This window comes from Aquibacillus kalidii (assembly GCF_014280935.1).
In the GTDB taxonomy this organism is placed as follows: Bacteria; Bacillota; Bacilli; order Bacillales; family Amphibacillaceae; genus Aquibacillus_D; species Aquibacillus_D kalidii.
Window position 1 is genome coordinate 1 of the sequence record NZ_JACLZI010000030.1, and the last position, 25,302, is coordinate 25,302.

General features: G+C 35.3%; 29 protein-coding genes and 1 riboswitch. Of the genes, 13 read left to right on the plus strand and 16 right to left on the minus strand.

Annotation, left to right across the window (positions count from 1 at the left end):
* Positions 1-413: 413 nt before the first annotated feature.
* The gene (locus tag H7K77_RS05350; RefSeq protein WP_186576698.1) at positions 414-1,283 is read right to left on the minus strand and encodes a nucleotidyltransferase-like protein; all 870 of its coding nucleotides are present in this window, start codon (positions 1,281-1,283) and stop codon (positions 414-416) included.
* 195 nt (positions 1,284-1,478) lie between these two features.
* Here H7K77_RS05350 and H7K77_RS05355 point away from each other — a divergent pair, with 195 nt between their 5' ends.
* Positions 1,479-1,850 carry a YgzB family protein gene (locus H7K77_RS05355; RefSeq protein WP_186576699.1) on the plus strand — a complete coding sequence of 124 codons (372 nt, stop codon included), beginning with the start codon at positions 1,479-1,481 and terminating at the stop codon, positions 1,848-1,850.
* A 149-nt stretch (positions 1,851-1,999) separates the two neighbouring features.
* On the opposite strand, the gene perR is transcribed toward H7K77_RS05355, so the two are convergent.
* From perR to H7K77_RS05380, 5 genes are all read right to left on the minus strand, one after another.
* The gene (gene perR / locus H7K77_RS05360; RefSeq protein WP_186576700.1) at positions 2,000-2,449 is read right to left on the minus strand and encodes a peroxide-responsive transcriptional repressor PerR; all 450 of its coding nucleotides are present in this window, start codon (positions 2,447-2,449) and stop codon (positions 2,000-2,002) included.
* A gap of 158 nt (positions 2,450-2,607) precedes the next feature.
* On the minus strand, positions 2,608-3,168 hold the full coding sequence (locus H7K77_RS05365; RefSeq protein WP_186576701.1) for a cob(I)yrinic acid a,c-diamide adenosyltransferase: 561 nt from the start codon (positions 3,166-3,168) through the stop codon (positions 2,608-2,610).
* 295 nt (positions 3,169-3,463) lie between these two features.
* Positions 3,464-4,573 carry an aminopeptidase gene (locus tag H7K77_RS05370; RefSeq protein ID WP_186576702.1) on the minus strand — a complete coding sequence of 370 codons (1,110 nt, stop codon included), beginning with the start codon at positions 4,571-4,573 and terminating at the stop codon, positions 3,464-3,466.
* A 167-nt stretch (positions 4,574-4,740) separates the two neighbouring features.
* A complete protein-coding gene (gene bcp, locus H7K77_RS05375) occupies positions 4,741-5,211 on the minus strand; it encodes a thioredoxin-dependent thiol peroxidase (RefSeq protein WP_186576703.1) in 471 nt (156 codons plus the stop codon).
* A gap of 66 nt (positions 5,212-5,277) precedes the next feature.
* Positions 5,278-5,700 carry a potassium channel family protein gene (locus tag H7K77_RS05380; RefSeq protein WP_186576791.1) on the minus strand — a complete coding sequence of 141 codons (423 nt, stop codon included), beginning with the start codon at positions 5,698-5,700 and terminating at the stop codon, positions 5,278-5,280.
* A 222-nt stretch (positions 5,701-5,922) separates the two neighbouring features.
* Between H7K77_RS05380 and H7K77_RS05385 the strand changes: the two genes are divergently transcribed.
* The 3 genes from H7K77_RS05385 to H7K77_RS05395 all read left to right on the plus strand — a co-directional run bounded on the left by H7K77_RS05385 (position 5,923) and on the right by H7K77_RS05395 (position 9,761).
* Positions 5,923-7,218 (plus strand): glutamate-1-semialdehyde 2,1-aminomutase, encoded by a 1,296-nt coding sequence (locus H7K77_RS05385; protein WP_222599235.1) that lies wholly within the window; start codon positions 5,923-5,925, stop codon positions 7,216-7,218.
* Between the two features lie 460 nt (positions 7,219-7,678).
* The gene (locus H7K77_RS05390; protein ID WP_328701042.1) at positions 7,679-8,761 is read left to right on the plus strand and encodes an FUSC family protein; all 1,083 of its coding nucleotides are present in this window, start codon (positions 7,679-7,681) and stop codon (positions 8,759-8,761) included.
* 526 nt (positions 8,762-9,287) lie between these two features.
* Complete coding sequence (locus H7K77_RS05395) at positions 9,288-9,761, plus strand: DUF4825 domain-containing protein (protein ID WP_186576705.1); 474 nt, start codon at positions 9,288-9,290, stop codon at positions 9,759-9,761.
* A gap of 202 nt (positions 9,762-9,963) precedes the next feature.
* Here H7K77_RS05395 and H7K77_RS05400 read toward each other — a convergent pair whose 3' ends face one another.
* The 3 genes from H7K77_RS05400 to H7K77_RS05410 all read right to left on the minus strand — a co-directional run bounded on the left by H7K77_RS05400 (position 9,964) and on the right by H7K77_RS05410 (position 12,729).
* Positions 9,964-11,745 (minus strand): ABC transporter ATP-binding protein, encoded by a 1,782-nt coding sequence (locus H7K77_RS05400; protein ID WP_186576706.1) that lies wholly within the window; start codon positions 11,743-11,745, stop codon positions 9,964-9,966.
* Between the two features lie 102 nt (positions 11,746-11,847).
* Positions 11,848-12,375 carry a nucleoside tri-diphosphate phosphatase gene (gene ntdP / locus H7K77_RS05405; RefSeq protein WP_186576707.1) on the minus strand — a complete coding sequence of 176 codons (528 nt, stop codon included), beginning with the start codon at positions 12,373-12,375 and terminating at the stop codon, positions 11,848-11,850.
* A 177-nt stretch (positions 12,376-12,552) separates the two neighbouring features.
* Positions 12,553-12,729: a gamma-type small acid-soluble spore protein gene (locus H7K77_RS05410; protein WP_186576708.1), complete on the minus strand. Its 177-nt coding sequence runs from the start codon at positions 12,727-12,729 to the stop codon at positions 12,553-12,555.
* A gap of 163 nt (positions 12,730-12,892) precedes the next feature.
* Between H7K77_RS05410 and H7K77_RS05415 the strand changes: the two genes are divergently transcribed.
* On the plus strand, positions 12,893-13,072 hold the full coding sequence (locus tag H7K77_RS05415; RefSeq protein WP_186576709.1) for a hypothetical protein: 180 nt from the start codon (positions 12,893-12,895) through the stop codon (positions 13,070-13,072).
* 21 nt (positions 13,073-13,093) lie between these two features.
* Here H7K77_RS05415 and mutY read toward each other — a convergent pair whose 3' ends face one another.
* The gene (gene mutY, locus H7K77_RS05420) at positions 13,094-14,182 is read right to left on the minus strand and encodes an A/G-specific adenine glycosylase (protein ID WP_186576710.1); all 1,089 of its coding nucleotides are present in this window, start codon (positions 14,180-14,182) and stop codon (positions 13,094-13,096) included.
* 64 nt (positions 14,183-14,246) lie between these two features.
* Here mutY and H7K77_RS05425 point away from each other — a divergent pair, with 64 nt between their 5' ends.
* Positions 14,247-15,236 (plus strand): metal-dependent hydrolase, encoded by a 990-nt coding sequence (locus H7K77_RS05425; protein WP_186576711.1) that lies wholly within the window; start codon positions 14,247-14,249, stop codon positions 15,234-15,236.
* A gap of 193 nt (positions 15,237-15,429) precedes the next feature.
* Here H7K77_RS05425 and H7K77_RS05430 read toward each other — a convergent pair whose 3' ends face one another.
* On the minus strand, positions 15,430-15,696 hold the full coding sequence (locus tag H7K77_RS05430) for a YfhJ family protein (protein ID WP_186576712.1): 267 nt from the start codon (positions 15,694-15,696) through the stop codon (positions 15,430-15,432).
* Positions 15,697-15,837: 141 nt separating this feature from the next.
* Between H7K77_RS05430 and sspK the strand changes: the two genes are divergently transcribed.
* Both sspK and H7K77_RS05440 read left to right on the plus strand, forming a co-directional pair.
* Positions 15,838-15,984: a small, acid-soluble spore protein K gene (gene sspK, locus H7K77_RS05435; protein WP_186576713.1), complete on the plus strand. Its 147-nt coding sequence runs from the start codon at positions 15,838-15,840 to the stop codon at positions 15,982-15,984.
* A gap of 19 nt (positions 15,985-16,003) precedes the next feature.
* On the plus strand, positions 16,004-16,162 hold the full coding sequence (locus H7K77_RS05440) for a YpzG family protein (protein WP_186576714.1): 159 nt from the start codon (positions 16,004-16,006) through the stop codon (positions 16,160-16,162).
* 40 nt (positions 16,163-16,202) lie between these two features.
* On the opposite strand, the gene H7K77_RS05445 is transcribed toward H7K77_RS05440, so the two are convergent.
* Positions 16,203-16,532 (minus strand): YfhH family protein, encoded by a 330-nt coding sequence (locus H7K77_RS05445; RefSeq protein WP_186576715.1) that lies wholly within the window; start codon positions 16,530-16,532, stop codon positions 16,203-16,205.
* A 109-nt stretch (positions 16,533-16,641) separates the two neighbouring features.
* Here H7K77_RS05445 and H7K77_RS05450 point away from each other — a divergent pair, with 109 nt between their 5' ends.
* Positions 16,642-17,448, plus strand: a complete 807-nt coding sequence (locus H7K77_RS05450) for an HAD family hydrolase (protein ID WP_186576716.1) — start codon at positions 16,642-16,644, stop codon at positions 17,446-17,448.
* Positions 17,449-17,476: 28 nt separating this feature from the next.
* On the opposite strand, the gene recX is transcribed toward H7K77_RS05450, so the two are convergent.
* The gene (gene recX, locus H7K77_RS05455; RefSeq protein WP_186576717.1) at positions 17,477-18,292 is read right to left on the minus strand and encodes a recombination regulator RecX; all 816 of its coding nucleotides are present in this window, start codon (positions 18,290-18,292) and stop codon (positions 17,477-17,479) included.
* Between the two features lie 77 nt (positions 18,293-18,369).
* On the opposite strand from recX, the gene H7K77_RS05460 reads away from it, so the two are divergent.
* The 3 genes from H7K77_RS05460 to H7K77_RS05470 all read left to right on the plus strand — a co-directional run bounded on the left by H7K77_RS05460 (position 18,370) and on the right by H7K77_RS05470 (position 20,389).
* The gene (locus tag H7K77_RS05460) at positions 18,370-19,266 is read left to right on the plus strand and encodes a TIGR01777 family oxidoreductase (protein WP_186576718.1); all 897 of its coding nucleotides are present in this window, start codon (positions 18,370-18,372) and stop codon (positions 19,264-19,266) included.
* A 366-nt stretch (positions 19,267-19,632) separates the two neighbouring features.
* Positions 19,633-20,187, plus strand: a complete 555-nt coding sequence (locus H7K77_RS05465) for a GNAT family N-acetyltransferase (protein WP_186576719.1) — start codon at positions 19,633-19,635, stop codon at positions 20,185-20,187.
* A 76-nt stretch (positions 20,188-20,263) separates the two neighbouring features.
* On the plus strand, positions 20,264-20,389 hold the full coding sequence (locus tag H7K77_RS05470) for a YfhE family protein (RefSeq protein ID WP_186576720.1): 126 nt from the start codon (positions 20,264-20,266) through the stop codon (positions 20,387-20,389).
* Positions 20,390-20,756: 367 nt separating this feature from the next.
* On the opposite strand, the gene H7K77_RS21475 is transcribed toward H7K77_RS05470, so the two are convergent.
* Both H7K77_RS21475 and H7K77_RS05480 read right to left on the minus strand, forming a co-directional pair.
* Positions 20,757-21,263 (minus strand): spore coat protein, encoded by a 507-nt coding sequence (locus H7K77_RS21475; RefSeq protein ID WP_186576721.1) that lies wholly within the window; start codon positions 21,261-21,263, stop codon positions 20,757-20,759.
* Between the two features lie 910 nt (positions 21,264-22,173).
* Positions 22,174-22,824 (minus strand): helix-turn-helix transcriptional regulator, encoded by a 651-nt coding sequence (locus H7K77_RS05480; protein ID WP_186576722.1) that lies wholly within the window; start codon positions 22,822-22,824, stop codon positions 22,174-22,176.
* Positions 22,825-22,999: 175 nt separating this feature from the next.
* Between H7K77_RS05480 and H7K77_RS05485 the strand changes: the two genes are divergently transcribed.
* A complete protein-coding gene (locus H7K77_RS05485; protein ID WP_186576793.1) occupies positions 23,000-23,245 on the plus strand; it encodes a DUF1450 domain-containing protein in 246 nt (81 codons plus the stop codon).
* A 65-nt stretch (positions 23,246-23,310) separates the two neighbouring features.
* Here H7K77_RS05485 and H7K77_RS05490 read toward each other — a convergent pair whose 3' ends face one another.
* Positions 23,311-24,756, minus strand: a complete 1,446-nt coding sequence (locus tag H7K77_RS05490; RefSeq protein WP_186576723.1) for a sensor histidine kinase — start codon at positions 24,754-24,756, stop codon at positions 23,311-23,313.
* A gap of 402 nt (positions 24,757-25,158) precedes the next feature.
* Positions 25,159-25,240, plus strand: a riboswitch (cyclic di-GMP riboswitch).
* Positions 25,241-25,302 lie beyond the last annotated feature (62 nt).

The following is a 25,302-nucleotide window of genomic DNA, read 5'->3' on the forward strand; positions in this document are numbered from 1 at the left end:
AAACTCTCCATAAAGTGTTTGCTTGCTCTAAAACTTGACTAGCTTGTTTCTTACTTGACATACTGATTGTTTTGTTCAGTTTTCAAAGATCAATAATTTCTTAGGCTGTTTTTCGACAGCTTCCAAATTATATCAAGTTGTTATGTTAAAGTCAACAACTTTTTGTTTATCTATGGTTGTTAGCGCTTAAAAGCGACCAACTCAATATACCATACAATCAATTTTCCTGTCAACAAGTTTTTAACTGTTGTTTAAAATGACTGTTGTCGTTTTTGCGACGTTAATTAATATATCACGGTGGTAAATCATAGTCAACTCTTTTTTCGAAAAACCTTACTAGCCTTCTAAACTCACCTTTCTTATATAGAAGACTAGTCAGTAATGCTCACTAATAATTACACTTACACAGCATCTTATTCCTTTACTTTATACTTACGATGATAAATACTTCTCCCTTTTGTTTCTTCTAATACTACTTCAAGAATATGCTTTTCCGTTAAGTATTCTACCATTGTGCTTAAGTCCAGTGCATAAGAACTTACTTCAGGGTGTACTTTCAAATCCCCAAAACCCCACGGTTCACTATTTTGATTCATTATATCTATTAGATGCTCCGCACAAGCTTTTGCACGAGTACTTAAGGCAAATTCAACTGCAAGTAACATTAACTCCACACGTTTACTCGTTTCTTCATCACTTTTAATTAACTCTTCATATAACTTATATACTTCAGGATCTATTCGTTTAACTTGGCTCCATACTAAAACTTCAGGATGGTAACCTTTCTCAATAATAGCCAATCTTCCTAAATAGTGTAAGGAACGCAAAACACGGCTATAAGCATCCAAAGCATGACCAGAATCTAATAAATCTTTAGATTCACTATAGCTTCTAGTTAATTTCGCAAATTCAATTGCCATTTTCAATTTTCTTTTTTCATGAGGAAAGACCCTTAGTTCTTCTTTTAAATTCTCAACATACTCATTACGGTCAAAAATAGCCTTACCATTTATAATCCATTCAACTGCTCGACGATATGTGCTTGTATCAATCCAATTTTTAAGTAAATTCTCATGAACAATGTGCATTGCTGCTGATTTCCCATTAAACTCGTAATGCTTTACAAGCCAATTTTGTTCAGCTTTCGAGACAATAATCAAAAGAATCACATCAAAGTCATCTGTTTCAGGGCTAATTGGTTTTGTCTTCTCAATTAACAAAATCCCCAAAGTATGAGGGTTACTAGCTCTCTCTTGGTAGATGGGCCTTAACAAGTCTTCCATTTGCTTTCCTCCAATAAATAGGTTAAACACTTATTTCGATAAACAACAATAAAATCCTTTTTATAAAGAACATTTCAAGTAAATTCAAATTTTCCATTATTCTAAGAGTAGCTACTCAAGTCCGATTTTCGCATATCTAAGAGTAACGCCTTTTTATCCAAATATGCTATACTACCTGGTGTGGAGGGATATAAATTGGCTTCTTTAAATTATTCAAATAAAATCAATAAAATTCGTACTTTCGCTCTTAGTTTAATTTTCATTGGTTTCGGAGTTATGTATGTTGGAATTCTAGTTAAACAAATTGGCTGGTTAATGGCAACACTTTTTTTACTAGGTCTTTTATGTATTGTATTTAGTACTGTTGTGTACTTTTGGATTGGTCTGTTATCTACACGTGCCGTACAAATAATATGTCCTTCTTGTGAAAAACCAACAAAAATGCTTGGACGAGTTGACGCATGCATGCACTGCAGACAACCACTTACGATGGACAGGTCTTTAGAAGGAAAAGAATTTGATGAAAAGTATAACTCAAAGAAACAAAGTAAAAGAGAAAACAACTAAAGAGATAAAAATAAATCCGCCCAATCAAGGCGGATTTTTCATCTCTTTAGACAATTACGGATGTTAAAGTCCAAGTATTCTCTGCAGAAATAACAAACTCATTTCCTAACTAAAAAATCCCTTTTTATTCAAAAAGGGATTTGCTGTATTTAAACTAATGCTTTCTTTTGTTCCTTACATTTGTTACAAGTACCATAGATCTCCATACGGTGGTGACTAACGTCAAAACCTGTTACTTGTTCGGCTAATGATTCCACTTCATCGAGACTTGGATAATGAAAATCAACGATCTTTCCACAGCTTTCACAAATAATGTGATAATGTTTCGAAGTATTACAGTCAAAACGACTGGATGAGTCCCCGTACGTGAGTTCCCTAACTAGACCAATCTCGCGAAAAACCCTTAAATTGTTATAAACGGTCGCCACACTCATGTTAGGAAATTTTCCTTCTAAAGCTTTGTAAATATCATCAGCGGTAGGGTGGATTTCAGCATTCAACAAAAATTCAAGTACCGCATGACGTTGTGGTGTGATTCTAACCCCAGATTCTTTCAACCTATGAACAGCTTCTTGAAGTCTTACTTCAGACACCGCCATGCACCTCACTTTCAATGATAATATAAAAATCCCCTATAGTAATAGACTACAATTTTTAGTGTATAATTACAATTATTATTTTATAATTCTTATAATTAGTGTAACTGCATTATAAACATTCTGTCAATAAAAGTATATTAATTAAACCAAAAATTATACTAATGATTGATATTCAACGTACGCTCCTCACCATTGGACTTCAAATTAATAAACCGCGCTGCCACAAATAAAAAGTCCGATAAACGATTTAAATAAGAAAATACTAATGTATCAGGTAACTCCTCTTTCAATCCTACTATCATCCGCTCTGCACGCCTGACAATAGTTCTTGCACTATGAAGCGCAGCAGATGCCGAACTTCCAGAAGGTAAGATGAAGTTCCTTAATTCAGGTAAATGAGTTTGCCAGTTATCTATCTGTTCTTCCAACTCATCAATGTGGACTTGCTTTAACTTCCAAACAACCTCTTTGTCTTCGGGTGTAGCCAATTCTGATCCGACATGAAATAAGACTGTTTGGACACGATGCATCATTTCGATAAATGTTTGTTTCTCATCCCAATCCACTTCCTTTTCAACGAAACTCAAAGCTAGTCCTATCATCGAATTTGCTTCATCACAAGTTCCATAGGCCTCTACTCGTAAATGATTCTTCGGAACTCTTTGGCCATATATTAAAGAAGTTGTCCCTTTGTCTCCGGACCTTGTATAAATGCGCAAAAGTAATACCTCCTATTTCTATTTTTTATTGTAACCAAACATAGATCATTTTACTTTTTACTAATTTTATATTTTGATTATGTACATTTTTAGAAGAGCAATCCACACCTTTCAATAGACAACCACATCAGGTTACTATGGAGTAGTCCGCTTCCTAGTAGCGGTATAAATAAAAAAAAGCACAAGGAAGTTATACCTTGTGCCGACATAAAATATATCTTAAAAAAGGGGAGGTTTCAGGGTTCTAGATACTATATGTACCTTGAGATGCACTTGTATAGATGCTTTACCTAATTTACAACAAGTTTTCAGGATTTAGGCCCTTTAACTCCTCTAAAACAAACAAACCATCTTTCCTAACTAGAACATCATCAAAATATATATCACCACCACCATACTCTGGTCGCTGAATTAACACCATATCCCAGTGAACCGCTGACTCATTACCATTAGGAGCTTCATCATACGCTTCTCCTGGTGTAAAGTGTAGACTTCCTGTTATCTTTTCATCAAACAAAATATCTCCCATCGGCTCTTTTATCATCGGGTTTACTCCAATCGCAAACTCTCCGATATAACGTGCACCATCATCTGTATCAAGTATTTTGTTAATTTCCTCTGTTTTATCAGCCGTAGCTTTGACAATTTTCCCATTTTCAAATGTTAAAGAGACATTATTAAAGGTAATGCCTTGATAAGGACAAGGCGTATTATAAGTAATGGTCCCATTAACACTATCTTTAACCGGTGCTGTAAAAACTTCACCATCTGGAACATTATTATCGCCATAGCACATTACACTTGGAATGTCCTTGATTGAAAAGGTTAAATCGGTCCCCTCAGCAGTAATTCTAACTTTATCAGTACGATCCATTAGTTCTTTTAACGGCTTTTGTGCTTCTTCCATCTTCTTATAGTCAACAGTGGAAACGTCCAATACATAATCATAAAAACTATCAAAGCTCATCGATGCTTTTTGTGCCGCTCCAAGCGTTGGATAATTCAATAGTACCCATTTTTTGTTATCAATTAAGTAATCATTGGATGGCTTCATAATCCTGCCTGCTTGTTGGAATTTCTCAGCTGGCACTTCCCCAAATTCTGCATCGTTTTCTTCACCGATAATTTGAACGAATGCATCAATATCTTTATATCTTTCCATATTCCATTTGTTGGCCAATTCATACTTTTCATCGGGAGCACCTAATATTTCAAGACGTTTTAATTCATCATCCATTAAATCAACATAAGGAATAGCCTTGTAGCTATATGCCTTTTTAATTAATTCCTTTAATAGTGGTTTAGAATTAGTTGTTCCGGATAGTAAAACCTTCTCGTTTTCTTTTATTTTTAATGAGTGTGTTAAGAGTAAATCTGCTAATTGCTCTAATCTAGGATCTTTCATCTAACCCCTCCTTTTTTTCGTTTATAAGTTAATTCTCTCTATTTGCCGGATTTCCTCCAGCCATTTTAAAAATCAAGCGTGAGATGGACCGACTCTCCACCTTAAGACCTAGTTGTTTAATTGAACATAAAAAGCCGTCGCTCTTATTAGAACAACGGCCCTTATTCTTAGCTTAAATTTTCACGAATAAAATTTAACGCATCTTCCACGTGTCCATCTACTTTCACACTTCTGAATTCCTTTTGAAGTATGCCTTCTTTGTCAATAATGAAAGTAGATCGTTCAATCCCCATATATTCTTTTCCAAACTTTTTCTTTAGCTTCCAAACGCCGTATTCTTCAGCAAGTTTGTGGTCCTCATCAACTAAAAGTTGAAATGGCAATTCATGTTTATCTACGAACTTCTTATGACTTTCCTCTGAATCAGGGCTAACTCCTAGAATAACCGCATCTAAATCAGCAAAACTTTCATGGTTGTCACGAAAATCGCAGGCTTCTGTTGTACAACCAGGCGTATTATCTTTCGGGTAGAAATAAAGCACGACGTTTTTTCCTTTTAAATCATCTAGACGTATCGTTTCACCACTATTATTCTTCAAAGAAAAATCTGGTGCTTTTTTACCTATTTCTATGCTCATTCCATAATACCTCCATTTACATCATTCATAAGTTTCTATTACAAGAGTATCTAATCTAAGGCTGAGTTACAAATAATTGATATCCCGTTCCTTGTCCTTTTCTTCTTGATCCTCTTCTTCTATATTATCTTCTGTGGAAGCCTGCCAAATTTTCAGAAAGAAAGTTGCAGGTAGTATATATCCGATTAAGGCTTCAATCAAAGCAATTAATCGTCCCCAACCGACAGGAGTAATATCCCCATAACCAACCGTCATCAGTGTAACCCCACTAAAATAAAAGGAATGGGCTAATGATTCAAGTCTGTCCACTTCACCTAGCTTGCCATCCTCTACCAAAAGAACGCCACTAAAAGACAACAAAAAGTACAGAAGGCCAAATCCAACTAGTACAACAAAATAAATAATTAATAAGGTATAAAAAATTTCATAGGAAAAATAACTTTTTTTATAAGCTTTATCAAAAATAAAGGAATATAGACTTCCGCACATCAGTACTAAGATTAAAATTATTGAGACGATAGCAACCACACAATCAACCCTTCTACCAAAGCTTGTATTATTCTAAGTTTACGTAGAAGGAAAAAAGTAATGACTAAATTTCGATTATTTCCTTTATAGATAAAGGAATGACTAGCATAATAGTCAACGAAGTATCTTAGCTACTAATTCTGTTATAATAAATTACGAAATACATACTCTGGAGGTATACAAATGAAGTTCACTAATTCTGAAAGCTTACATAAAGAAGCACAAGAACATATCGTAGGTGGTGTTAACTCACCATCACGTGCATATAAAGGGGTTGGTGGTGGCACACCAGTCTATATGGAAAAAGGAGAAGGTGCTTATTTCTGGGATGTGGATGGCAATAAATATATTGATTACCTTGCTGCCTATGGTCCAATTATTACAGGACATGCCCACCCACATATCACAGAAGCCATTACGAAAGCAGCTCATAACGGGGTTCTTTTCGGGACTCCAACCGCCCTGGAAAATCAATTTGCAAAAATGTTAAAAGAAGCTATTCCTTCATTAGAAAAGGTTCGTTTCGTAAACTCAGGAACAGAAGCTGTAATGACCACAATCCGAGTAGCTCGTGCGTACACAAATCGAGATAAGATCATTAAGTTTGCTGGTTGTTACCATGGACATTCGGACATCGTTCTTGTACAAGCAGGGTCTGGACCTTCCACTCTAGGTAACCCTGATTCTGCTGGTGTGACAAAATCAACTGCTCAAGAGGTTATCACTGTACCATTCAATGATATTGATGCATATAAAGAAGCTCTGGATCGTTGGGGCGATCAGGTTGCAGCAGTTTTAGTTGAACCGATCGTTGGTAACTTTGGTATTGTGGAGCCTAAACCAGGTTATTTAGAGCAAATAAACCAACTGACACATGATGCAGGGGCACTCGTTATCTATGATGAAGTCATTACTGCTTTCCGTTTCACTTATGGAAGTGCCCAACAACTAGTTGGAGTGGAACCAGATATGACTGCCTTAGGAAAAGTTATAGGTGGCGGACTCCCAATTGGAGCATACGGTGGCAAGAAAGAAATCATGGAACAAGTAGCACCACTCGGTCCTGCTTATCAAGCAGGTACGATGGCAGGAAATCCAGCATCCATGTCGGCAGGAATTGCTTGCTTAGAAGTACTACAAGAACCCGGAACATATGAAAAGCTAGATAATCTTGGGAAAATGTTAGAAGAAGGTATTTTGAAAGCAGCTTCTGATCATGAAATAACGATTACGATTAATCGTTTAAAGGGAGCTTTAACTGTTTATTTCACAGATGAAAAAGTACAAAATTACGCTCAAGCTGAGAACAGTAGTAGTGAACAATTTGGACAGTTCTTTAAGCTAATGCTAAACCAAGGAATTAACCTTGCACCTTCTAAGTATGAAGCATTGTTCCTAACAATTGCCCATACAGAAAAAGATATGGAAGAAACAATTTCTGCTGTGAGGCATGCCTTTAATAAGATGTCCTCTAAATAAAACTAATGTAGATAACAGTAATGGAATTAGAACCGACTACTTCCATTACTGTTTTTATTTTACTTTCGATTGGTTTACTAAGTCGAATTCTTATATTATTGTAACCTATGAGAAGTAGCTATTATTAATTTTTATAAGTAGAGAACGTTTTCAAAGCCGACGATTTAAGGGTTTACATTATTTTTATGGTTTTTTATACATTATGTTGAATAATTATTAATTGATTATTTTGACAAATTATGCTATGATAAGTCTGAAAATTTTAATAATTTTCACTCATGCTTTTTGTCAATTTGTATGACTTCCCTTCAAAGCATGAAGACTTGGCCTTCGCGTAATCGCAGGAGGTCTTTTTTTCGTCCATAATCCTGACACTTTTACCTTCTATTATGTTTGTTATAATAAAGATGAGTTCTATTCATAATAGAGATACTATATACTTAATTAGTTATATAGATTAGTGAAGGATGATGTTATGAAACTTGGCGCGAGGATGTTGAAAACAGGACTAGCTGTTGCAATTGCACTTTATGCAGCAACCTTTATAGGATTTCCTTCTCCAGTATTTGCTGGAATTGCTGCTGTGTTCGCTATTCAGCCGTCCATATATCGATCATTCCAAACCATATTAGAACAACTGCAAGCCAATATCATTGGGGTTAGTATAGCTACGATTATTGTATTCACTCTGGGAAATGACCCATTTGTCATTGGATTTACTACGATACTCGTAATCGGCATTTGTATGTACATTAAACTGTCAGAAGGGACTATTTCACTAGCAATTGTGGCCGTCATAGCTGTAATGGAATCTACAGATATGGAAGTTATTCAGTTCGCACTTATGCGTTTTTCATCATTAACCTTGGGTATTTTCTCTGCATTTTTGGTGAATCTATTATTTTTGCCACCTAAATATGAAACGAAATTGTTTCACAAAATAGACCGAACAACCTCTGATGTATTGCAATGGCTACGGATAACAACACGACATTTATCTGATGATCCTGCACTAAAAGGAGAAATAACTAGGATTCAAAACGAAATAAGTTATATTGATCAAACGTACCTATTGTTTACTGAGGAAAGAACCTATTTAAAGAAAAATCGATTATCTAAAGCTCGAAAACTAATTGTATTTCGTCAAATGATAGCGACGACAAAGAAATCATTTGATGTCTTAAAAGCCTTTCATCAACTCGATGAAAGAATAGAATCAATACCAACGATGTTCCAAACAGCATTAATTCAGGAATTAGATAAGGTGATTCACTCTCACGAACGATTACTATTAAGCTCGATGGGTAGAATTAGAAAGCATCATAAAGAAACTTTACAAGATATAACAGAGCCTGATATTCCGCATCTGGTGGAAACTCTTATCCAAGTCTATCAGGAGGGAGAAAAGGATCGCTTAATTTTCCTTCCATTAGCATCCCGATTAATGGAATATCAACATCATTTAGATCACTTACAAACCCTATTAAAGAGCTACCAGCAATACCATCAGGACGAACAACTTTCTTTTTCACAGAAGGATTAACAATAAGGTTATAGAAAAAGCATGTGGTTAGTTGCCTAATCACATGCTTTTTTTTATAACAACATTTTTCTTGTAACTTCAAACCATACATTTTCAAGTAAAATAACAACAAATATCGAAATAGTGAATGAAAGAATAGTCAGCAAGATTTTGGTTCTTAGGGAAATGCTAGAATATCTTTTCAAAAGTTTTGTTATGAGCAAAATTGTGGTGGCAAAGATAGCGATGGAAAGTATAGTAGCTATAACATCTATATAAGAAAATGGAGGTTCGAGGTAAATATCACTGTATGTATTAAGTATAAGTGCCACACTGAACAGAACAGTTAGGTAACTTGTAAATTTAAGATGCTTCACTGAGATTCTCCCTTAGGTTTATATTAAAAATTTGATTATGGTAGTGTCTTCGCTTCTAGCCTTATGGTGAGCTTATATAGAAAGTGGACCAAAAAAGTTACTATCTGATCCATACATAATTATACTCGTTCATTTATAATAGTAAATAGAAGCTTTCTAGGAGGTTAATGATGAAACATATAGTCCGATTACTTTTGCTTTTAGTGGTATTTCTGCTAGTTACTGGGTGTAACTCTAGTGAAGAACAAGACGAATTATTTCAGTTAAAAGGTTCTAATGTAGGAGATAACAGTGCTGTAGCTAATATCGTAAATCAATTAAAGCAAAGTGATCATTTTGAAGAAATGGAACTGAAAACAAAGGATGAGCCGTACGGTATAATTTTACAGTACAACTGGCAAAATTCAGAGCAAAAATTTAAGGAAACGGTTATATATAATGCCTCCTTTCTATTTACATTAGTTGAAAATGTAGACTGGATCATCTTTCATATTGACACTCAAGAATATAAGCTGACAAAAGAAGGTTTATACGATTGGTACGGGACAGATCTAAGTGAATTTACAACTAAACAAGACCTAGTAAAACTCATAGAAGAAAAAATAGAAGATGAAAAAAGCGTTAATCAGCTGTTAAGTAATTAAATGCTTCAAAGGCTATATTGACGGATATAAATTGGGAATGAAGTGATTTATTTGGCAGGTGGGCGGATATATTCAGGAAACGGGCGGATATATGCTGAAGTTGGACGGATATGTTTGAATTTTCGACGGATATGTTTGCTAACCAGTATTTATCCATAAAAAAAGGAGCTTGGAAACCCATGCTCCTTTTTTTGAATTATTATTAATGCTGTTCCACATAGTCATTCATCGTTGGTTCGTCATCTAATTGTTGGACTTGATACAATCGGTGGTAGCCACCTTGTAATTCCATTAATTCCTTGTGGGTTCCTTGTTCAATAACCTCACCATTTTCTATTAAGACAATCCGATCAGCATGTGTAATTGTCGACAACCGGTGTGCCACAATAAATGTAGTTCTATCTGAAGCAAGTTTTTCTAACGCTTCTTGGATTAGATGTTCACTTTCTAAATCAAGCGCAGATGTTGCTTCATCTAAGATAAGGATTGGTGGATTCTTTAAAAAGATACGGGCAATGGCAATTCGCTGTTTCTGCCCACCAGATAACTTAACGCCACGTTCACCGACTAATGTATCATAATCATTCGTAAGTTCAGATATAAAGTCATGGGCATTAGCTGCTTTAGCCGCTTTGATTACTTCTTCATCAGAAGCATTGGGATTTCCCATTCGGATATTCATTGCAATGGATTCACTAAACAAAATGTTATCTTGTAAAACCATTCCAATTTTATCCCTTAATGATCTTGCTTTCACGTCTCGTATGTCGGTTCCATCAATTTTAATACTACCACTAGACACATCGTAGAACCGTGGTATCAAACTAATAATCGTAGATTTACCGCCACCACTCATTCCCACAAATGCAATGGTTTCCCCTTGCTTTACATTTAGTGATATGTCTTTTAATACTAACGATTCCTCGTCTTCATATCTGAATGTAACCTTATCAAACTCTACCTCGCCCTTAATTTCTTCTAATTTCTTTGCGTTCGGCTTATCGGTAATATCGTACTCTTCATCTAAAAATTCATACATACGATCCATTGATGCGATTGATTGAACAAGTGTAGTAGAAGAACTGATTAATCTTCTTAATGGACTATAAACCCTATCCATATACCCTACAAATGCAGCAATCGTACCAACCGTTAAATCACCCGTAATCGCAAAGTACCCTGCAAATGCTATAACTAATAATGGAGCAAGGTCTGTAATAGTGTTCATCACAGCAAACGTCTTGGCGTTCCACGACGTATGCTCAATCGCTTTATCAAGAAAGTTACTGTTTTGACGATTAAACTGATCTTGCTCATATTCTTCTAAAGCAAAACTACGCGTCACAGGTATCCCTTGAACACGTTCGTGTAAGTGGCCTTGCACCTCAGCTAATGCTTGGGATCTATTCTTTGTAAGATTCCGCAGTCTTCCGTAAAAGAGTTTTACTGCAAATCCATACAGTGGGAAGAGTGCTATTGCAACAATTGTTAACCAAAAATTCATCGACATCATAATTCCAACTGCAATAAGAATGGTAACCATATCGAGCCATACATTCATAAGACCTGTCATAACGAAGTTTTTCGTTTGTTCAACGTCGTGAATGACTCTCGAAATTATTTCACCTGTTTTTGTTTGTGAATAATACTTTAGGCTTAATTTTTGAATATGATCAAATAGCTTTTCACGAATATCATATAAAATTTTATTACCTGTCCATTGCGCTAAGTATTGTCGGTAATATTCAATTGGCGGTCTAAGCACTAGAAACACCAAGAATGCTCCACCTACCAACCAATATAGTTCTGAAAGTTTCTCTGCATTAGTCATCTGCTCTGCACCGATTATATCGTCAATCACATACTTAACGATAAGTGGCATTAATAATGGAATACCGAACTTAAATATACCAATTAAAACAGTTAATAAAATTTTCCACTTATACGGTTTTACAAATGACAAATATCTCTTTATACTATCCAAATCAGAAATCACCCCTCTAATAAAAACACATCAACCTCTAATATAAAAACCTTGTCACCATTTTAAAGAGACAAGGAATTAATTAAACTTATTAATAATATTTTACCGATAAGTCAAGTAACGTTCGTACCATTGGTCAACAAACTCTGGTGAAAAAGGACCTTTTCTTTGTCTAATCCATCTAATTAAGTATTCTATGTTGTTTTTAAGAATGCTATCTAATACCTTAGGATAATTCATCTGTCGACTATGCAACTCATACTCATCTTCGTCTAATAAAGTAAACGTCATATCAGGAAATACTTTGATATCAAGGTCATAATCAATGTACTTCACTGCCGCTTCTTCAAAAACAAACGGGGAGCTAATATTACAATAATAGTAAATACCATCGTTACGTAACATTCCTATGATATTAAACCAGTGTTTAGAATGAAAATAACAAATTGCTGGCTCTCTTGTTGTCCATGTACGACCGTCGCTTTCTGTCACCAACGTTTTATCGTTAGCTCCAATTACCATATTACTTGTCCCTTTTAACACCATACTTGTATCCCAAACGCGATGGAGTTGCCCATTGTGTTTATAGCTTTGAATTTGTATGGTGGAACCTGGTTCTAGGCCGTCCATCCTATCTTCCTTTCTAATATAATGTCGAATTAGGTTAATAAATTTATTATAACTTTTATGCATAAAGAATGGAAACAAAAGACTAAAATAGTTGGAGGTAGGTTTTCCCACATTTTATATAAAGAAAAAGGAGCTCTCCTCGTTTGGGAGAGCTCCTGATCATTCAGGGATTAACCATTACTTCTTGTTAGCTTTAGACTGTTGGTTTTGTCTTCTAACTTCTTGTGCGTTAGTTTCAGAAGCAAATTCAGTACCAAATTGTCCTTGACCTTTAGAAGCTTGGTTTTGCTTTCTTACTTCCTCGATGTTAGTACCTGCAACAGTTTCATTTGGCTGCTTTTGTTTTTTAGCCATGTCTATCACCTCCGCAAGAATTAATTTACCCATATCAGGAGTTTATATTCTTAAATAAAAGAATTCATTTTTTACCAATTCATTAGCTTTATCACCTAATTATGAATGATTTTAATCAACGAAGTCTAAAATATAACTATCTTAAGAAAAAGGGTGAATATGTATGTACACAAGACGAGATATGAGTGCATTAATCATGGAGGAGAAATCCTCTTGGAGTAAGGGAGAACTGCAGTATTACCATAATGCACTATCACAAATAGCTCCGTACTTAAATGAAGAGGGCACTACAATTCTAAGGGAGATAAATAAGGAAATTATCGAACGAGGCGGTATACATTAAAAAGGCCCTTAACAAGGACCTTTACTTCAAAATGATCTGCTCTCTTATCTTTTGATGTGATACAGGGAAAGGATAGTCTGTTAATTGATTTAATGGAATGAACTGAGCTCTGGCACCCGTCAAACTTCCACTTTCACATGTGGCTTCGAACACCTGGATATCCCAGGTCAAATGGGAAAATACATGCTTGATGCTTTTAAGCTTAGTTCCCACTGAAATTTCAATACCATACACTTGACTAATCCATTGTGTAGCATGTTCGACATCTACCTCCGCAGAAGGAACCATTGGAAACTGCCATAGGTTAGCTAATAGTCCAGAATCAGGTCTTTGTTCAACTAGGTAATTATCATATTTATCCTTAATAATATAGGAGAAATATTGAACATGTTTTTGTTTTTTAGCTTTTGACTTAACAGGGAGTTGTTCCTGGATTCCATTTTCGAAGGCTTTACAATGTTCTTGGACTGGACATAATAAACAGGATGGTGATTTAGGCGTACAAATTAAGGCACCTAATTCCATTAAGCCTTGATTAAAGGAAGAAGGATTAGCTTTAGAGATAATCTGTCTTACACACGCTTCAAATATTTTACGAGTACTCTGCTTTGCAATATCCTTTTCAATCTGTAAAATTCTAGATAAAACGCGCATAACATTTCCATCTACAGCAGGTTCCGGCACTCCATAAGCAATGCTTAGAATAGCACCGGTAGTATAAGGTCCAACACCTTTTAATCCAGACACTTCTTCAGGCACGTCCGGTACTTTACTGTCATAGGATGATACTACTTCGCGAACAGCGGTTTGAAGATTTCGTGCACGGGAATAGTAACCTAGACCTTCCCATGCCTTTAAGACGTCTTGTTCATCCGCTTCAGCAAGGTCGGCTAATGTTGGAAACTTTTCAATAAAATTATTGAAGTATGGGATCACCGTATCTACCTTTGTTTGCTGAAGCATGATTTCGGATACCCAGACTTTATAAGGATCTTGATCTTGTCTCCAAGGTAGATCACGCTTTTCTTTTTCAAACCAGTTTATAAGATCTGCTTGAAAACTTGTACGATCAAATTCTTGTAACAAACTCTCTATATCGTTATTTTTCATAAATTACATCCTTCATGTTACACTTAAATTAGTTGTATCTATACGACAAAGGAGGACCTAATGGATGGATACAGGAACACATATAGTAATGGGTGTTGCTTTAGGTGGATTGGCCACCCTTGATCCTGCTGTACAAAACGATCCAGCATTATTTAGTGCAGTAATGGTGGGTACGATACTAGGTTCACAGGCACCTGACTTCGATACAATATTAAAATTAAAAAATAATGCAGTATATATTAGACATCACCGTGGCCTTACACATTCCATGCCTGCAGTCCTTTTTTGGGGACTTGCAGTATCAGGCATTATCTATGCGTTTACCCCTGATGTACCATATCTCAATCTATGGTTATGGACCTTTCTAGCCGTCATTTTACACGTGCTTGTCGATGTGTTCAACGCTTATGGTACACAAGCCTACCGCCCATTTACAAACAGGTGGGTCGCTTATGGCTTTATTAACACGTTCGATTCGTACATTTTCACCTTTCACATTATCGGGATAATCGCCTGGTCATTAGGAGCAAACCCAGCCTTTACCTGGCTAATCATTTATTTTGTGATCCTATTATATTATATAAAAAGATATTTAGAAAAACGAGAACTGGTTCGGAAAATTAATGAGTATTATCCCGATGTCGAAAAAGTTGCTACCTCTCCAACAATGAAACAAAACATCTGGAGACTGGCCATTACTACAAAGGATAAATTCTACGTCGGTATAGCACGTAATGGTCATATTGATATTATAGATGAATTCAATAAAATACCATTGCCTGATAACAAACTTATGGCTAGAGCAAAAGAGGACAAAAATGTCTCTGCTTTTCTTTCCTTTTCTCCCGTATACCGTTGGGAAATGAACAAATATGACGACTATACTGAAGTTAGATTTATTGACTTAAGGTATCGTTCAAAAGGGCATTATCCATTTGTTGCAGTTGTTCAAATAAATGAAGATCTTAAGATTCTAAGCTCCTATACAGGCTGGATCTTCTCCGAACAGAAGCTACAACGTAAGCTAATGCTTGGTGAAAACCCGACTACTTAATATTTTAAGGCTATGCAGTGACTGCACAGCCTTTTTACTTTTGTTCCTATTTGATGACGTAACTTTTCCTCGGATATGAATTTGGTTACTTTTCACTACATAGCTCTATCGATTCACTCATTCAAATACGAATTTTTCACACTGAAGAAAAATCATGATCCATTGATCCTATTGTTAATTATGACTAGTCCTATTACTGTAAATACTGCTTCTTTTCAAAAAGCCTCTTATACTTTTGGTTATTTTCCACAAACTCGTGCAATCTTGGACCATAATTTTCGATCCATCTTGTAACGATATCCTCAGTAACTTTTTGCCCTTCGTATCCTCTACCAGCTTTGGCACGAGTTGCTTCAAAATCTTCCCATAGTAATTCAACCCATGTTCGGGCATCATCAATCGTTAAGGTCTTGTTTTTATCATATAATCGCTCTGCTAAGCGTTGAATACTCTCTTGCAAAAACGTTCACCCCATATCTTTTTTCTTTGCACATACTTACCAACGAGATAATCGTTATTGTACCACATAACATTGCAATTTAAGCACACATTAAATAGTGCAACACCTTAACTAGTTGCTATTTAATGGGAGGTTTGACGAATGCGAAATAAAAAGTATGGATTCCCAGTTGACAGACCTCATATGGATGGTCTACCTCGTGCAAAAGCAAAGTTTAGCCCAAAACGTGCGGATGGGTCAACCAACACTCGTCCACAAGAACGTATGAAGCAGTCTAATCAACGATAACTCTTAGGAGGAATCAAGCATGTCCAAACACAAACCATTCTTTTCAAACCGATATCAAGACCCATTTCAAAACCCACGTGCAAGTCGTAAGCACGCGAGTCACCAAATTAATGGTGAAACTAGAAAAAGTCAAGGTGAAATTATTACTGCCGTGCAAGCTGGAAAACGTGGTATTTAATTAAATTCAACTAGGGTGCAGCTCATTATGAGCTGTACCTTTATTTTTTGTTTCCTAAAACTGAAATTGGCAAAGCTTCTTGTTTGTCATATTTCTGACCAAGTAAGTTAATACGATGACCCCACGCAAATACGCCATTTATATAATCAATCTGAAAAGTTTGACCAGGGTCTCCTTGTAGTTCATACGTTTCCTCTTTTTTATAGTCCTTAGGATTTAACGTATATGCTAAGGCCATTTGCATTTTTCTTTCGATAATAGCATACTCACTAATATTTCCAACCTGCTCTGCCTTAAGCAATTTTTCCTTAAGTTTGGACACTTCGTCACGTAATTCTTCTACTGTGAATTCACTATATCTTTTCTCCATGGATGCTTCCTCCTGAGCTTTCCCACTTTAATGGGAAAGTACTTCTCTTTTTTATTTGCATTATTAAAGGGTATAATCAATATAAAGACTATAACAAAGGGGAATAACTATGCTCAAATTATTTGCCACAGACCTTGACGGAACATTATTAGGAAAAGGAAACCATATAATAGACGAAGACAAACACGCAATCCATCGGTTAATCAGCCAAGGCATCGAATTCGCTGTTGCGACAGGTCGAATGGACCGCGATATTGTGAAAATATTGACCGACATAGAAGCCAAAGGGCATCGGATTAGTCAAAATGGTGCTTTTGTTTTTGATAAAGAAAACAGACGACTTTACAAGCAAACATTTAATAAAGAGGTTAGTACATTGGTTCACAAGGCTGTTGCTGAGCATCATGATGTCTTTTGTATTACAACCGCAGATGAAATTTATATTTCCAAGAAAACAGCTCAAATCCGTGAGTTCGAACCATTGCTTTTGTTTCCTCTTTTAGAGGGTGTTGATTTCATCCATGAATACGGACAGAGAATTCATCCTAGCAAGTATATGCTAATTGGAGAAACCGATGAAATTATAGCAGCTCAAGACAAACTTAACGCATCTTTTTCTGATGTAACAGAAAGCTACCTATCCGATAACCACTGTGTCGATATCGTCCCAAAGGGTACAAGTAAGGCAGTCGGACTAGAGCAACTAGTAAAAAACATGTCAATCAAACCAGAAGAAATAGCTGTTATTGGTGATTCTTTTAATGATATTCCAATGTTTGAGATGACTCCATATAGCTATGCAATGGAGAGTGCTCATCCAGATGTAAAAAAGAAAGCAAGTAAAGTTGTGAAACATGTCCATGAAGCAATAGACGATATACTTATCCATACCAGGGGTGAAGTTGGTTCTTTTTAAATAAATACAAATCGAGGACAATTAACTTTTAACCTTCGTTTGATTGCTCCTCAATAAACTCATCAATCAGTGATATATCGAATCCTTTACGATATAATCCACCCTTAACTTTTTGTTTTAACTCAGCACCCTGTGCTTTGGTGGAGTATTTTCTCCAAAGCTTTTCACCTTGAAATGCTACAGCCATTTTTTCAGTATCTGTACTTTTCTCTTCTTGTGCTTCAGCCAATACATCACGAATTACATCGTTCGTAAACCCCTTTTGGATAAGCGTTTGTTGAAGGTTTTGTATTTGTTGCTTAAATGATTTTTTACTAGTTACTGAAAGCTTTTTTGTTACCCATTTAGCCGCTTTTTCATATTGCATTTCGTATGTAAAAGTAGCTAATGCTTCATCGATAACAGCTGGAGAGATTCCTTTTTCAATCAGTTCCTTTTTTAACAGCATCGGGCCTTTACTTGACGTATGCATTCTTGTATTGACAAGGGCGATGGCAAATTCCTTATCATTTAACAATTTTTCTTGAACTAGCCTGTCGATTATATGTTGAATTTGTTCTGAATCCACTTCCTTTTTCATTAAATAGTCCACAATTTCTTTCTTTGAGCGCATTCTATAACTTAAATAGTTTAATGCTAATGAATAAGCTTTCTGTAGATTATCTTTTTGTATTAGGAGAGCAATCGTTGAAGAATCTAGCTCCATTCCTTTTTTAAGACCTGTTTCAATCAGTACGTCTTCATCGACACTAAAGCCATATGTTTCACCTTGTCCATCATCGATAAAGACGTTAAAACGATGTTTATTTTTTTGTTGAATAATTATCCGTGTAACCTTAGTCAATTCGATCACCTCATTACTTTTATTTTACCACATACAAACGTATGTTTGTAATCATATTTCATAGAGGAGGACTAAACTTGAATATATTATTATCAGGTGGAACTGGTTTTATTGGTCAAAAACTGACAGAAGCTTTGGTTAGCCACGGCCATAAAGTCTACATCTTAACACGTTCACCTCAAAAGCATGCACCAACTGAATCGATTACGTATATTGGATGGTTATCCCCTAGCTATAAGCCCGATGCCGAACTACCTAACATCGATGCAATTGTAAATTTAGCTGGAGATTCTTTGTTTGGTTATTGGACTGAAGAAAAAAAAGAAAATCTAATGGATAGCCGAATGAAAGCAACAGAAAGTATCATAAACCTTATTTCCAATATGGAGAACAAACCGGCGGTATTAATAAATGCTTCAGCTGTTGGCTTTTATGGTACATCTACTACCGAAACTTTCACAGAGCATACAACTACACCTGGAAAAGATTTCTTAAGTGAAATAACCTTTCAGTGGGAACAAACGGCACTACAGGCAGAAAGTTTAGGCGTAAGGACCGTATTAGCTCGATTAGGTGTAGTCCTAGGGCATGGTGGGGCACTTCCGCTTATGGCCTTACCTTTTAAATTATTTGTTGGAGGAAGAATTGGCTCTGGAGAACAATGGGTTTCTTGGGTACACATTGATGATGTAATAGGAATGATTGAATTTGCCATCAATAATAGCGATATTAAAGGCGCCATGAATGTCACAGCTCCTTTTCCGTTAAGAAATAAAGAGTTTAGTAAGGTCTTAGCGAAAGCATTAAATAGACCTTATTGGTTGCCAGTCCCTTCATTTTTTATAAAAAATATACTCGGTGAGATGAGTACATTAATAATTGAAGGTCAGTGCGTTATTCCAGAGAAAGCACATGATCATCGTTATACATTTATATTCCCAAGAATAGACAAAGCTTTTGGTGATATTTTCTAACAATTCAGTATCATTAATGGAATTCTTTGCATATAATTTGGTTAATAGAAATATTTAGTATTTCCTACAGATAATGTCGATATTTTTACAAAAAATTATGTTTCCATTTTGGTGTTTTTTGTGTAATATAGTCATGGGTATTTTATATTAATATGACAGAATCAATTTATATCTTAGTAACAAATAGTCCATATTTTTACATGTTAGGGAAGGCAAATGGTGCGCCACCAGTTTTCTGGTCCTAGTGGGTTCGATTCCCACCCCGAATTTTTGTTGGTATTTGATAAAAATTCGAGGGTGAATCAAACCACACTATTGCTTTTCCAGAATAGTGTTTATTCACCCTCCAAATTGGAGGGTTTTATTATGTTGAAAAAACGTGAACTACAGGATGCACCAGTATTATACGATTTAATGAAACATCCTGAAGTATTCCCATATGTAAGACATAAAGCTTATTCTACAGATGAATTTTATTTCTTAACAAAACAAACAATCGAAGCAGAAGAAAATGGAGAACTTATTTCTCGTACAATAATAGATGAGTACAATCAGCCGATCGGTACTATCAATTTATTTGATATTCAAGATAATAAAGGCTTTCTTGCCACTTGGATCGGTCAACCTTATTTTGGTCAAGGGTACAACAAGCTAGCTAAAGACGCTTTCTTCGATGAACTGTTTTTCTCTGAGAATATGGAAGCTATTTTTATTAAAATCAGAAAAACAAATACAAGATCATTAAAAGCTATTTTAAAATTACCTTTTGTTTCTTTGGGCAATGTACTTTATCCACAGGTTTACGAAAACATTAACAGTGTTTCAACAGATGAACCAATCTATGAGTTATTCGTAATTACTAAGGAACAATATGAAATTCACCGTAACCTTGAAATAAATGAGGATGAAGCAGTGGTATAAAGCTCACTTTATTGGTAATTATAGTATCAACCGAAGTTTCCAAACTTTGGAATACTAATACAAGTGAGGTAATCCTATGCGAGGCAAATCAAAGGAAGCTAGAACTAAACGTAACTCACTCTCCAAAACACAAGCAGTTTTATACCAGAAGGAATTCAGAACAGCTGATCGGATGTATAACACAACAAAAAACCAAGTCTAAGTCACTGTTATCACTTTTAAATTCTCTTCTGTGTATAAAACTTATCCACACGCTTGTGCACAATGTTGATAAGTGTAGAAAAAAGCCCCTATCCCAGCGTAAAGGGATGTGTATAAGTTAATGTGAATAACTTTAAAGTATTCTGTGGAAAGTGTGGATACTTTTATCAATTCCTGTGTATAAAAGCATTCAGATGTGGATAGAATTGTGGGTAAGTGATTGTCTTGATCCATTTTCATGTAGAACCCGATTCCTCCCCTTTTCGGTTATATAATCATGACAATCGTTTAAAAAGGCTGCACAGTTATTGTGCAGCCTTTTTACTTCCTGTGTATAATTTTTTGAAAAAAGATACTTTTCTTGAAACTTATCCAATATATTTTTCGATCGTCTTTAACTGTACCTCTGCAGAGCTTTTTGGTGCAAATGCCCACCCTTTATGCTTCATGAAATGTGCATAGTGGTTTTGGAATGACGCTTCTTGCATAGCCATTTGAAAATGAACATGTTTTACATTTGGATTAGCCATTTCTAGAGCAGAACCATAATTACTTTTAGCCATATGCTTAGACGTACTCATAAGATCTGTTACCAATGCTTTTACATTTGTATCACCAGCATGTTGGTCTGATATTAAACCTGGATCTACATCAGGGTTTCCAGTGGCTAACGCAACCCACCCAGTTTGATCTGGTTCTAATAGTTCTAACATCACTCTCACATGATCCTGAAGGACAATAATATGTTCCGCTAGTACTTTTTGCAGAAAAGGATCTTTTACTAACTTCTCATAATTCCTAAATCTATAAATAATCCCTTGATGCGCAGTTAAGTGTTCATTCATTAACCCAACGTCAATAATAGGTAGAACCACAATCATACCTCCCCATTCTAATCTAGAATAAGATATGATCAACAAATAGGTAATGTGACTAAGGGATAGTTTAAATTATCAGCGGTTTTTCTAAGAATCCTAACATCAATGGGACCTTTTTTACTGCTTTTAATTAAGATGGTTCACAAGCACGGCTTCTTTGTAAATGGGGATATTAAATACAGCCCAATGATGCTAATCATGTGGAACAGTAGTAGTTCGCGACATATGAGGGATACCAGTCGCGTTTAACTTTAAAGAATAGCTCTGTAAGTAACTAGTGCTGGCTTTTGTTACAATATCTATAGACTCTGCAGTAATAAGCAGGATAGGCGCTCTAACATAGCGAACTCTTTTGATCTTTCTAATTTCACGACGTAAGCAGCCCTTTAACGTAGCGAGTTCTTGATATTTTTCTAATTTCGCGACGTAAGCAGCCCTTTAACGTAGCGAATTATTGATATTTTTCTAATTTCGCGACGTAAGCAGCCCTTTAACGTAGCGAATTATTGATATTTTTCTAATTTCGCGACGTAAGCAGCCCTTTAACGTAGCGAGTTCTTGATATTTTTCTAATTTCGCGACGTAAGCAGCCCTTTAACGTAGCGAGTTCTTTTGGATTCTCTATTTTCGCGACGCAAGCAGCCCTTTAACGTAGCGAATTATTGATATTTTTCTAATTTCGCGACGTTAGAATTCCTTTTACGCTAAAATCTACAGCGCCGCACTTAAAACTCATTTAATTAAATCTTGATAAGTTACTGCAGATTTTATCTCTACTATGCGATTAAAAACAACAAAGTTTACGTAAGAGCCTAAGAAACAAATTAAAAAGCCTGAGGACCATGCCTTAAGCTTTTTAATAGGAGTGTATGGGAATGTTCGTTTTATCTATTGTGGAGCCCAAGTGTTAACTTTCAACCTTTTCAAGTTGATCCTGCTTGATAACATACTTACAACTGCTTTCGCCCTTCGCAATACACGCTACTCTCTCGACATTATCCGTACCTAACACACTTTTGAAGAGTGACAGCTCACAATCGCACGGTTTACTGTATTTATTAGCAATAGATGCAATTGGACAGTTATATTGCGAGAAAGACAATTCCCCTTCACTTTCTTCGTGGTATTCTGACATATACCCACTTTCATTTTGAACGCTAACAAGTTCTTTCACCTTGTCCTCTAATGAATCATCTGAGTAAATTCTTCTTACGTATTTCTTACGCATCCGCTTTTCCCTGTTTTCAAAAAGCTTGTCAATAGCATCCGTACCCATACTTTCCTCTATATCAAACAGAAACTCCATTGCGATGGCATCATAGTTGGTAGGAAATATGTTTTCTCCTGTTTTCGTTAACGAATAATAAATTACAGGACGACCCATCGGCTGCCTTACTGTTCGAGAGGTAATTAGATTCTCTCCTTCAAGCTTTACTAAGTGTTTTCTTACTGCCATTTCGGTAATGTCTAAGTCTTGCTTTAATCCACTTACTGATAAACTACCTTGTTTCTTTAACAATTCAAGAATAGCTTGCCTTGTTGACAATTGTTTCGCCATTTATCTTCACCTACCTCACTATTATTTTAATCCAAAAAGTTTGTGAAGTAAATAACAAACTTTGTGTTTTACTACTTAAATGTTGACAAAGTTGTGTATAAAAGTTAAGTTTAGGAACGATTATAATCTATAGATATTACCAATCGGTAATTTCCATATAAAGAAGGTGATTCTTATCGGGATCGTAGTTGTTGAAATTTGTGATAGTAACCTTATGAATACGCTCGATATCGAGGGGATTATTGAATCAGAATACCCTGACGTGGCAGTTCTAGTAAGTGACTGTTTAAGCTTTTGTGGATTATGTAGGCTTAAGCCTTATGCTATGGTTAATGGTAAAAGGATTCATGGGAAAGATCCTGAAGAATGTTTAGCGAAAATTAGGGAAGTTATTGAAGAGGAACTATCCTTTTATTTATAAATTGGCGACTTGCCAATAAAAAAAGTTCAAAGCTAATTATAGCTTTGAACTTTTTTCAGGTTAGGTTACGCCTCATTTTGTTGATCTAAATGTGACTGTGGTAATAGGACTTGAAAGTGTGTTCCATTACAATCACTAGCTACGATCTTTAGATCTCCGCGATGTTCAAACAACACTTTTTTACTAAATGGTAGACCGACACCCATACCTGTAGATTTGCTCGTTACAAAAGGGTTAAAGATATCTTCCCATTTTTCTTGCTCAATTCCCTTCCCTGTATCTTTTACGTTCACAATAAACGAATCTTCTGTACTATTGGTACTAATTGATATTTTTCGTTCCTGTCTGTCACCTGGTATAGCTTCCGAACTATTTTTAATTAAATTAACAAATACCTGTGTCATGTATGATTTATGAGCAAGGACGTATAAAGCATTATAATTCCTTTCAAATACAACCTCTACATTATTTTCCCGTATATTTTCCTGTGTTAATACAATAGCGTTATCAATTATTTTATTTAAGTCTTCTAGGTGGAATTCAATCTCGCTTGTTTTTATATAGTCCCGAAAACTATTCACAATATCATCTAACTGTTTCGTTGCCAATTTGATCTGATCAACTATCCCTTCCCCTTTGTTTGTTAAGGGTTGTACCTCAGTTAAGTAATCACTATAGGAATGGATAATATGAATCGGGTTCTTTATTTCATGAATCAGACTAACTGCCAAATTACCAGAGTAATCTAATTTCTTCTGTCGCTCTAATATATTATTATAGTTTCTCATTTGTGTTAGATGCATTTTAATGAAAGAAAAGATAATGACAATGGAGAACGCTATAACACCTAAACTACTTATAAGTACACCTGTTGACGGTACAAAATTCAAAAAACCACCTACAAAAAGAAGAAACGAACAGGCAATAAAAGTACGCATAAATCTTCTTAGTGATTTATTTTGTATCCTCGAAAAGGCAAAGAAACTAAATAGCATAAATAGGAATGAAGTACCCATGTAGACTACATAGATTTTATTAGCAATACCATAAACAGGGAAGTAAAAACTAAGTTCAGATTGAACTACTTGCTCAACATATAAACCTGAAACCCCATAAGGCGTCCAGTTTAATAAATAAACCACAACACTTAGAGCAACAGAAACCCACAATCCCCGCTTACTATATATAAGGACAATCGCTTTATTAAACCACCCTTTACTATTTTTTATCATAACAGAGTGCTCTGAAATTGCTTTATAGCTTAAATAAAAGATAATTGGAATCGCAAATACGGTAATCCTAAATAGCTTGAACATAAACAATGCTGTCGGATACGGTAAGATTTCAACTAGATATAGAATACCTAGGTCTATTTGCCATAAACAAATCAATAGCATATAAAGAAACAGAGGCATAGACAGATTAGTACCTTTGTATATTCGGAATACACTCATCCCTAAAACTAGTGGTATAAACCCTATTATTAGGATTAATAAAGCAATAATCATCATATAATCACATCCACATCCTGAAATTCCCTTCGATAAACTACATATTTTTTACTCAAACAATTTCATCAGTAGTGTACTTGCAGGATTTATAGTAGTTAATCTAATTTCAAGAACCATCCTTCTGTATGCTGTTTTTTCCAAAACATAGTATAGAAACATATATTCTTATCATACCATTTAATAATCTACCAACCTATATACTTTCATTTATATAGACAAATTCTTTCATGTTAAATAAGAAGTATGTAGATTGTGGACCATTACTATAGACATACCCACTCTATAATTAGTTAGTCCTACTTTTTGGTATATTTTTCAAATGATAGAATTGTTGTATTTTAAAGAATATTGTTGAAATTTAACAAAAATGTGTCTAATATATAAACATAGAATATATAAATTATTTGATAAAGGCAAACTATTCGTAAGGGTAGGACGCAAAGCAAAGGGTCTAAGAGACAACTGAGATCGCCTGGCTACCATTCATTTTACTATTAAAGATCACATATTTTTATTAGTTTAAAAGATTTGTAATTTGGGCTGTTT

Excerpts from the sequence above, each read along its gene's own strand:
- perR (WP_186576700.1), bottom strand. The coding sequence starts at position 2,449 with ATGGCGGTGTCTGAAGTAAGACTTCAAGAAGCTGTTCATAGGTTGAAA.
- mutY (WP_186576710.1), bottom strand. The coding sequence starts at position 14,182 with ATGAAAAATAACGATATAGAGAGTTTGTTACAAGAATTTGATCGTACA.
- bcp (WP_186576703.1), bottom strand. The coding sequence starts at position 5,211 with ATGAGCATAGAAATAGGTAAAAAAGCACCAGATTTTTCTTTGAAGAAT.
- H7K77_RS05445 (WP_186576715.1), bottom strand. The coding sequence starts at position 16,532 with ATGGAGAAAAGATATAGTGAATTCACAGTAGAAGAATTACGTGACGAA.
- sspK (WP_186576713.1), top strand. The coding sequence starts at position 15,838 with ATGCGAAATAAAAAGTATGGATTCCCAGTTGACAGACCTCATATGGAT.
- H7K77_RS05370 (WP_186576702.1), bottom strand. The coding sequence starts at position 4,573 with ATGAAAGATCCTAGATTAGAGCAATTAGCAGATTTACTCTTAACACAC.
- H7K77_RS05450 (WP_186576716.1), top strand. The coding sequence starts at position 16,642 with ATGCTCAAATTATTTGCCACAGACCTTGACGGAACATTATTAGGAAAA.
- ntdP (WP_186576707.1), bottom strand. The coding sequence starts at position 12,375 with ATGGACGGCCTAGAACCAGGTTCCACCATACAAATTCAAAGCTATAAA.
- H7K77_RS05490 (WP_186576723.1), bottom strand. The coding sequence starts at position 24,756 with ATGATGATTATTGCTTTATTAATCCTAATAATAGGGTTTATACCACTA.
- H7K77_RS05385 (WP_222599235.1), top strand. The coding sequence starts at position 5,923 with ATGAAGTTCACTAATTCTGAAAGCTTACATAAAGAAGCACAAGAACAT.
- H7K77_RS05425 (WP_186576711.1), top strand. The coding sequence starts at position 14,247 with ATGGATACAGGAACACATATAGTAATGGGTGTTGCTTTAGGTGGATTG.
- H7K77_RS05465 (WP_186576719.1), top strand. The coding sequence starts at position 19,633 with ATGTTGAAAAAACGTGAACTACAGGATGCACCAGTATTATACGATTTA.
- H7K77_RS05480 (WP_186576722.1), bottom strand. The coding sequence starts at position 22,824 with ATGGCGAAACAATTGTCAACAAGGCAAGCTATTCTTGAATTGTTAAAG.
- H7K77_RS05350 (WP_186576698.1), bottom strand. The coding sequence starts at position 1,283 with ATGGAAGACTTGTTAAGGCCCATCTACCAAGAGAGAGCTAGTAACCCT.
- H7K77_RS05410 (WP_186576708.1), bottom strand. The coding sequence starts at position 12,729 with ATGGCTAAAAAACAAAAGCAGCCAAATGAAACTGTTGCAGGTACTAAC.
- H7K77_RS05470 (WP_186576720.1), top strand. The coding sequence starts at position 20,264 with ATGCGAGGCAAATCAAAGGAAGCTAGAACTAAACGTAACTCACTCTCC.
- H7K77_RS05395 (WP_186576705.1), top strand. The coding sequence starts at position 9,288 with ATGAAACATATAGTCCGATTACTTTTGCTTTTAGTGGTATTTCTGCTA.
- H7K77_RS05415 (WP_186576709.1), top strand. The coding sequence starts at position 12,893 with ATGTACACAAGACGAGATATGAGTGCATTAATCATGGAGGAGAAATCC.
- H7K77_RS05440 (WP_186576714.1), top strand. The coding sequence starts at position 16,004 with ATGTCCAAACACAAACCATTCTTTTCAAACCGATATCAAGACCCATTT.
- H7K77_RS05380 (WP_186576791.1), bottom strand. The coding sequence starts at position 5,700 with ATGTGCGGAAGTCTATATTCCTTTATTTTTGATAAAGCTTATAAAAAA.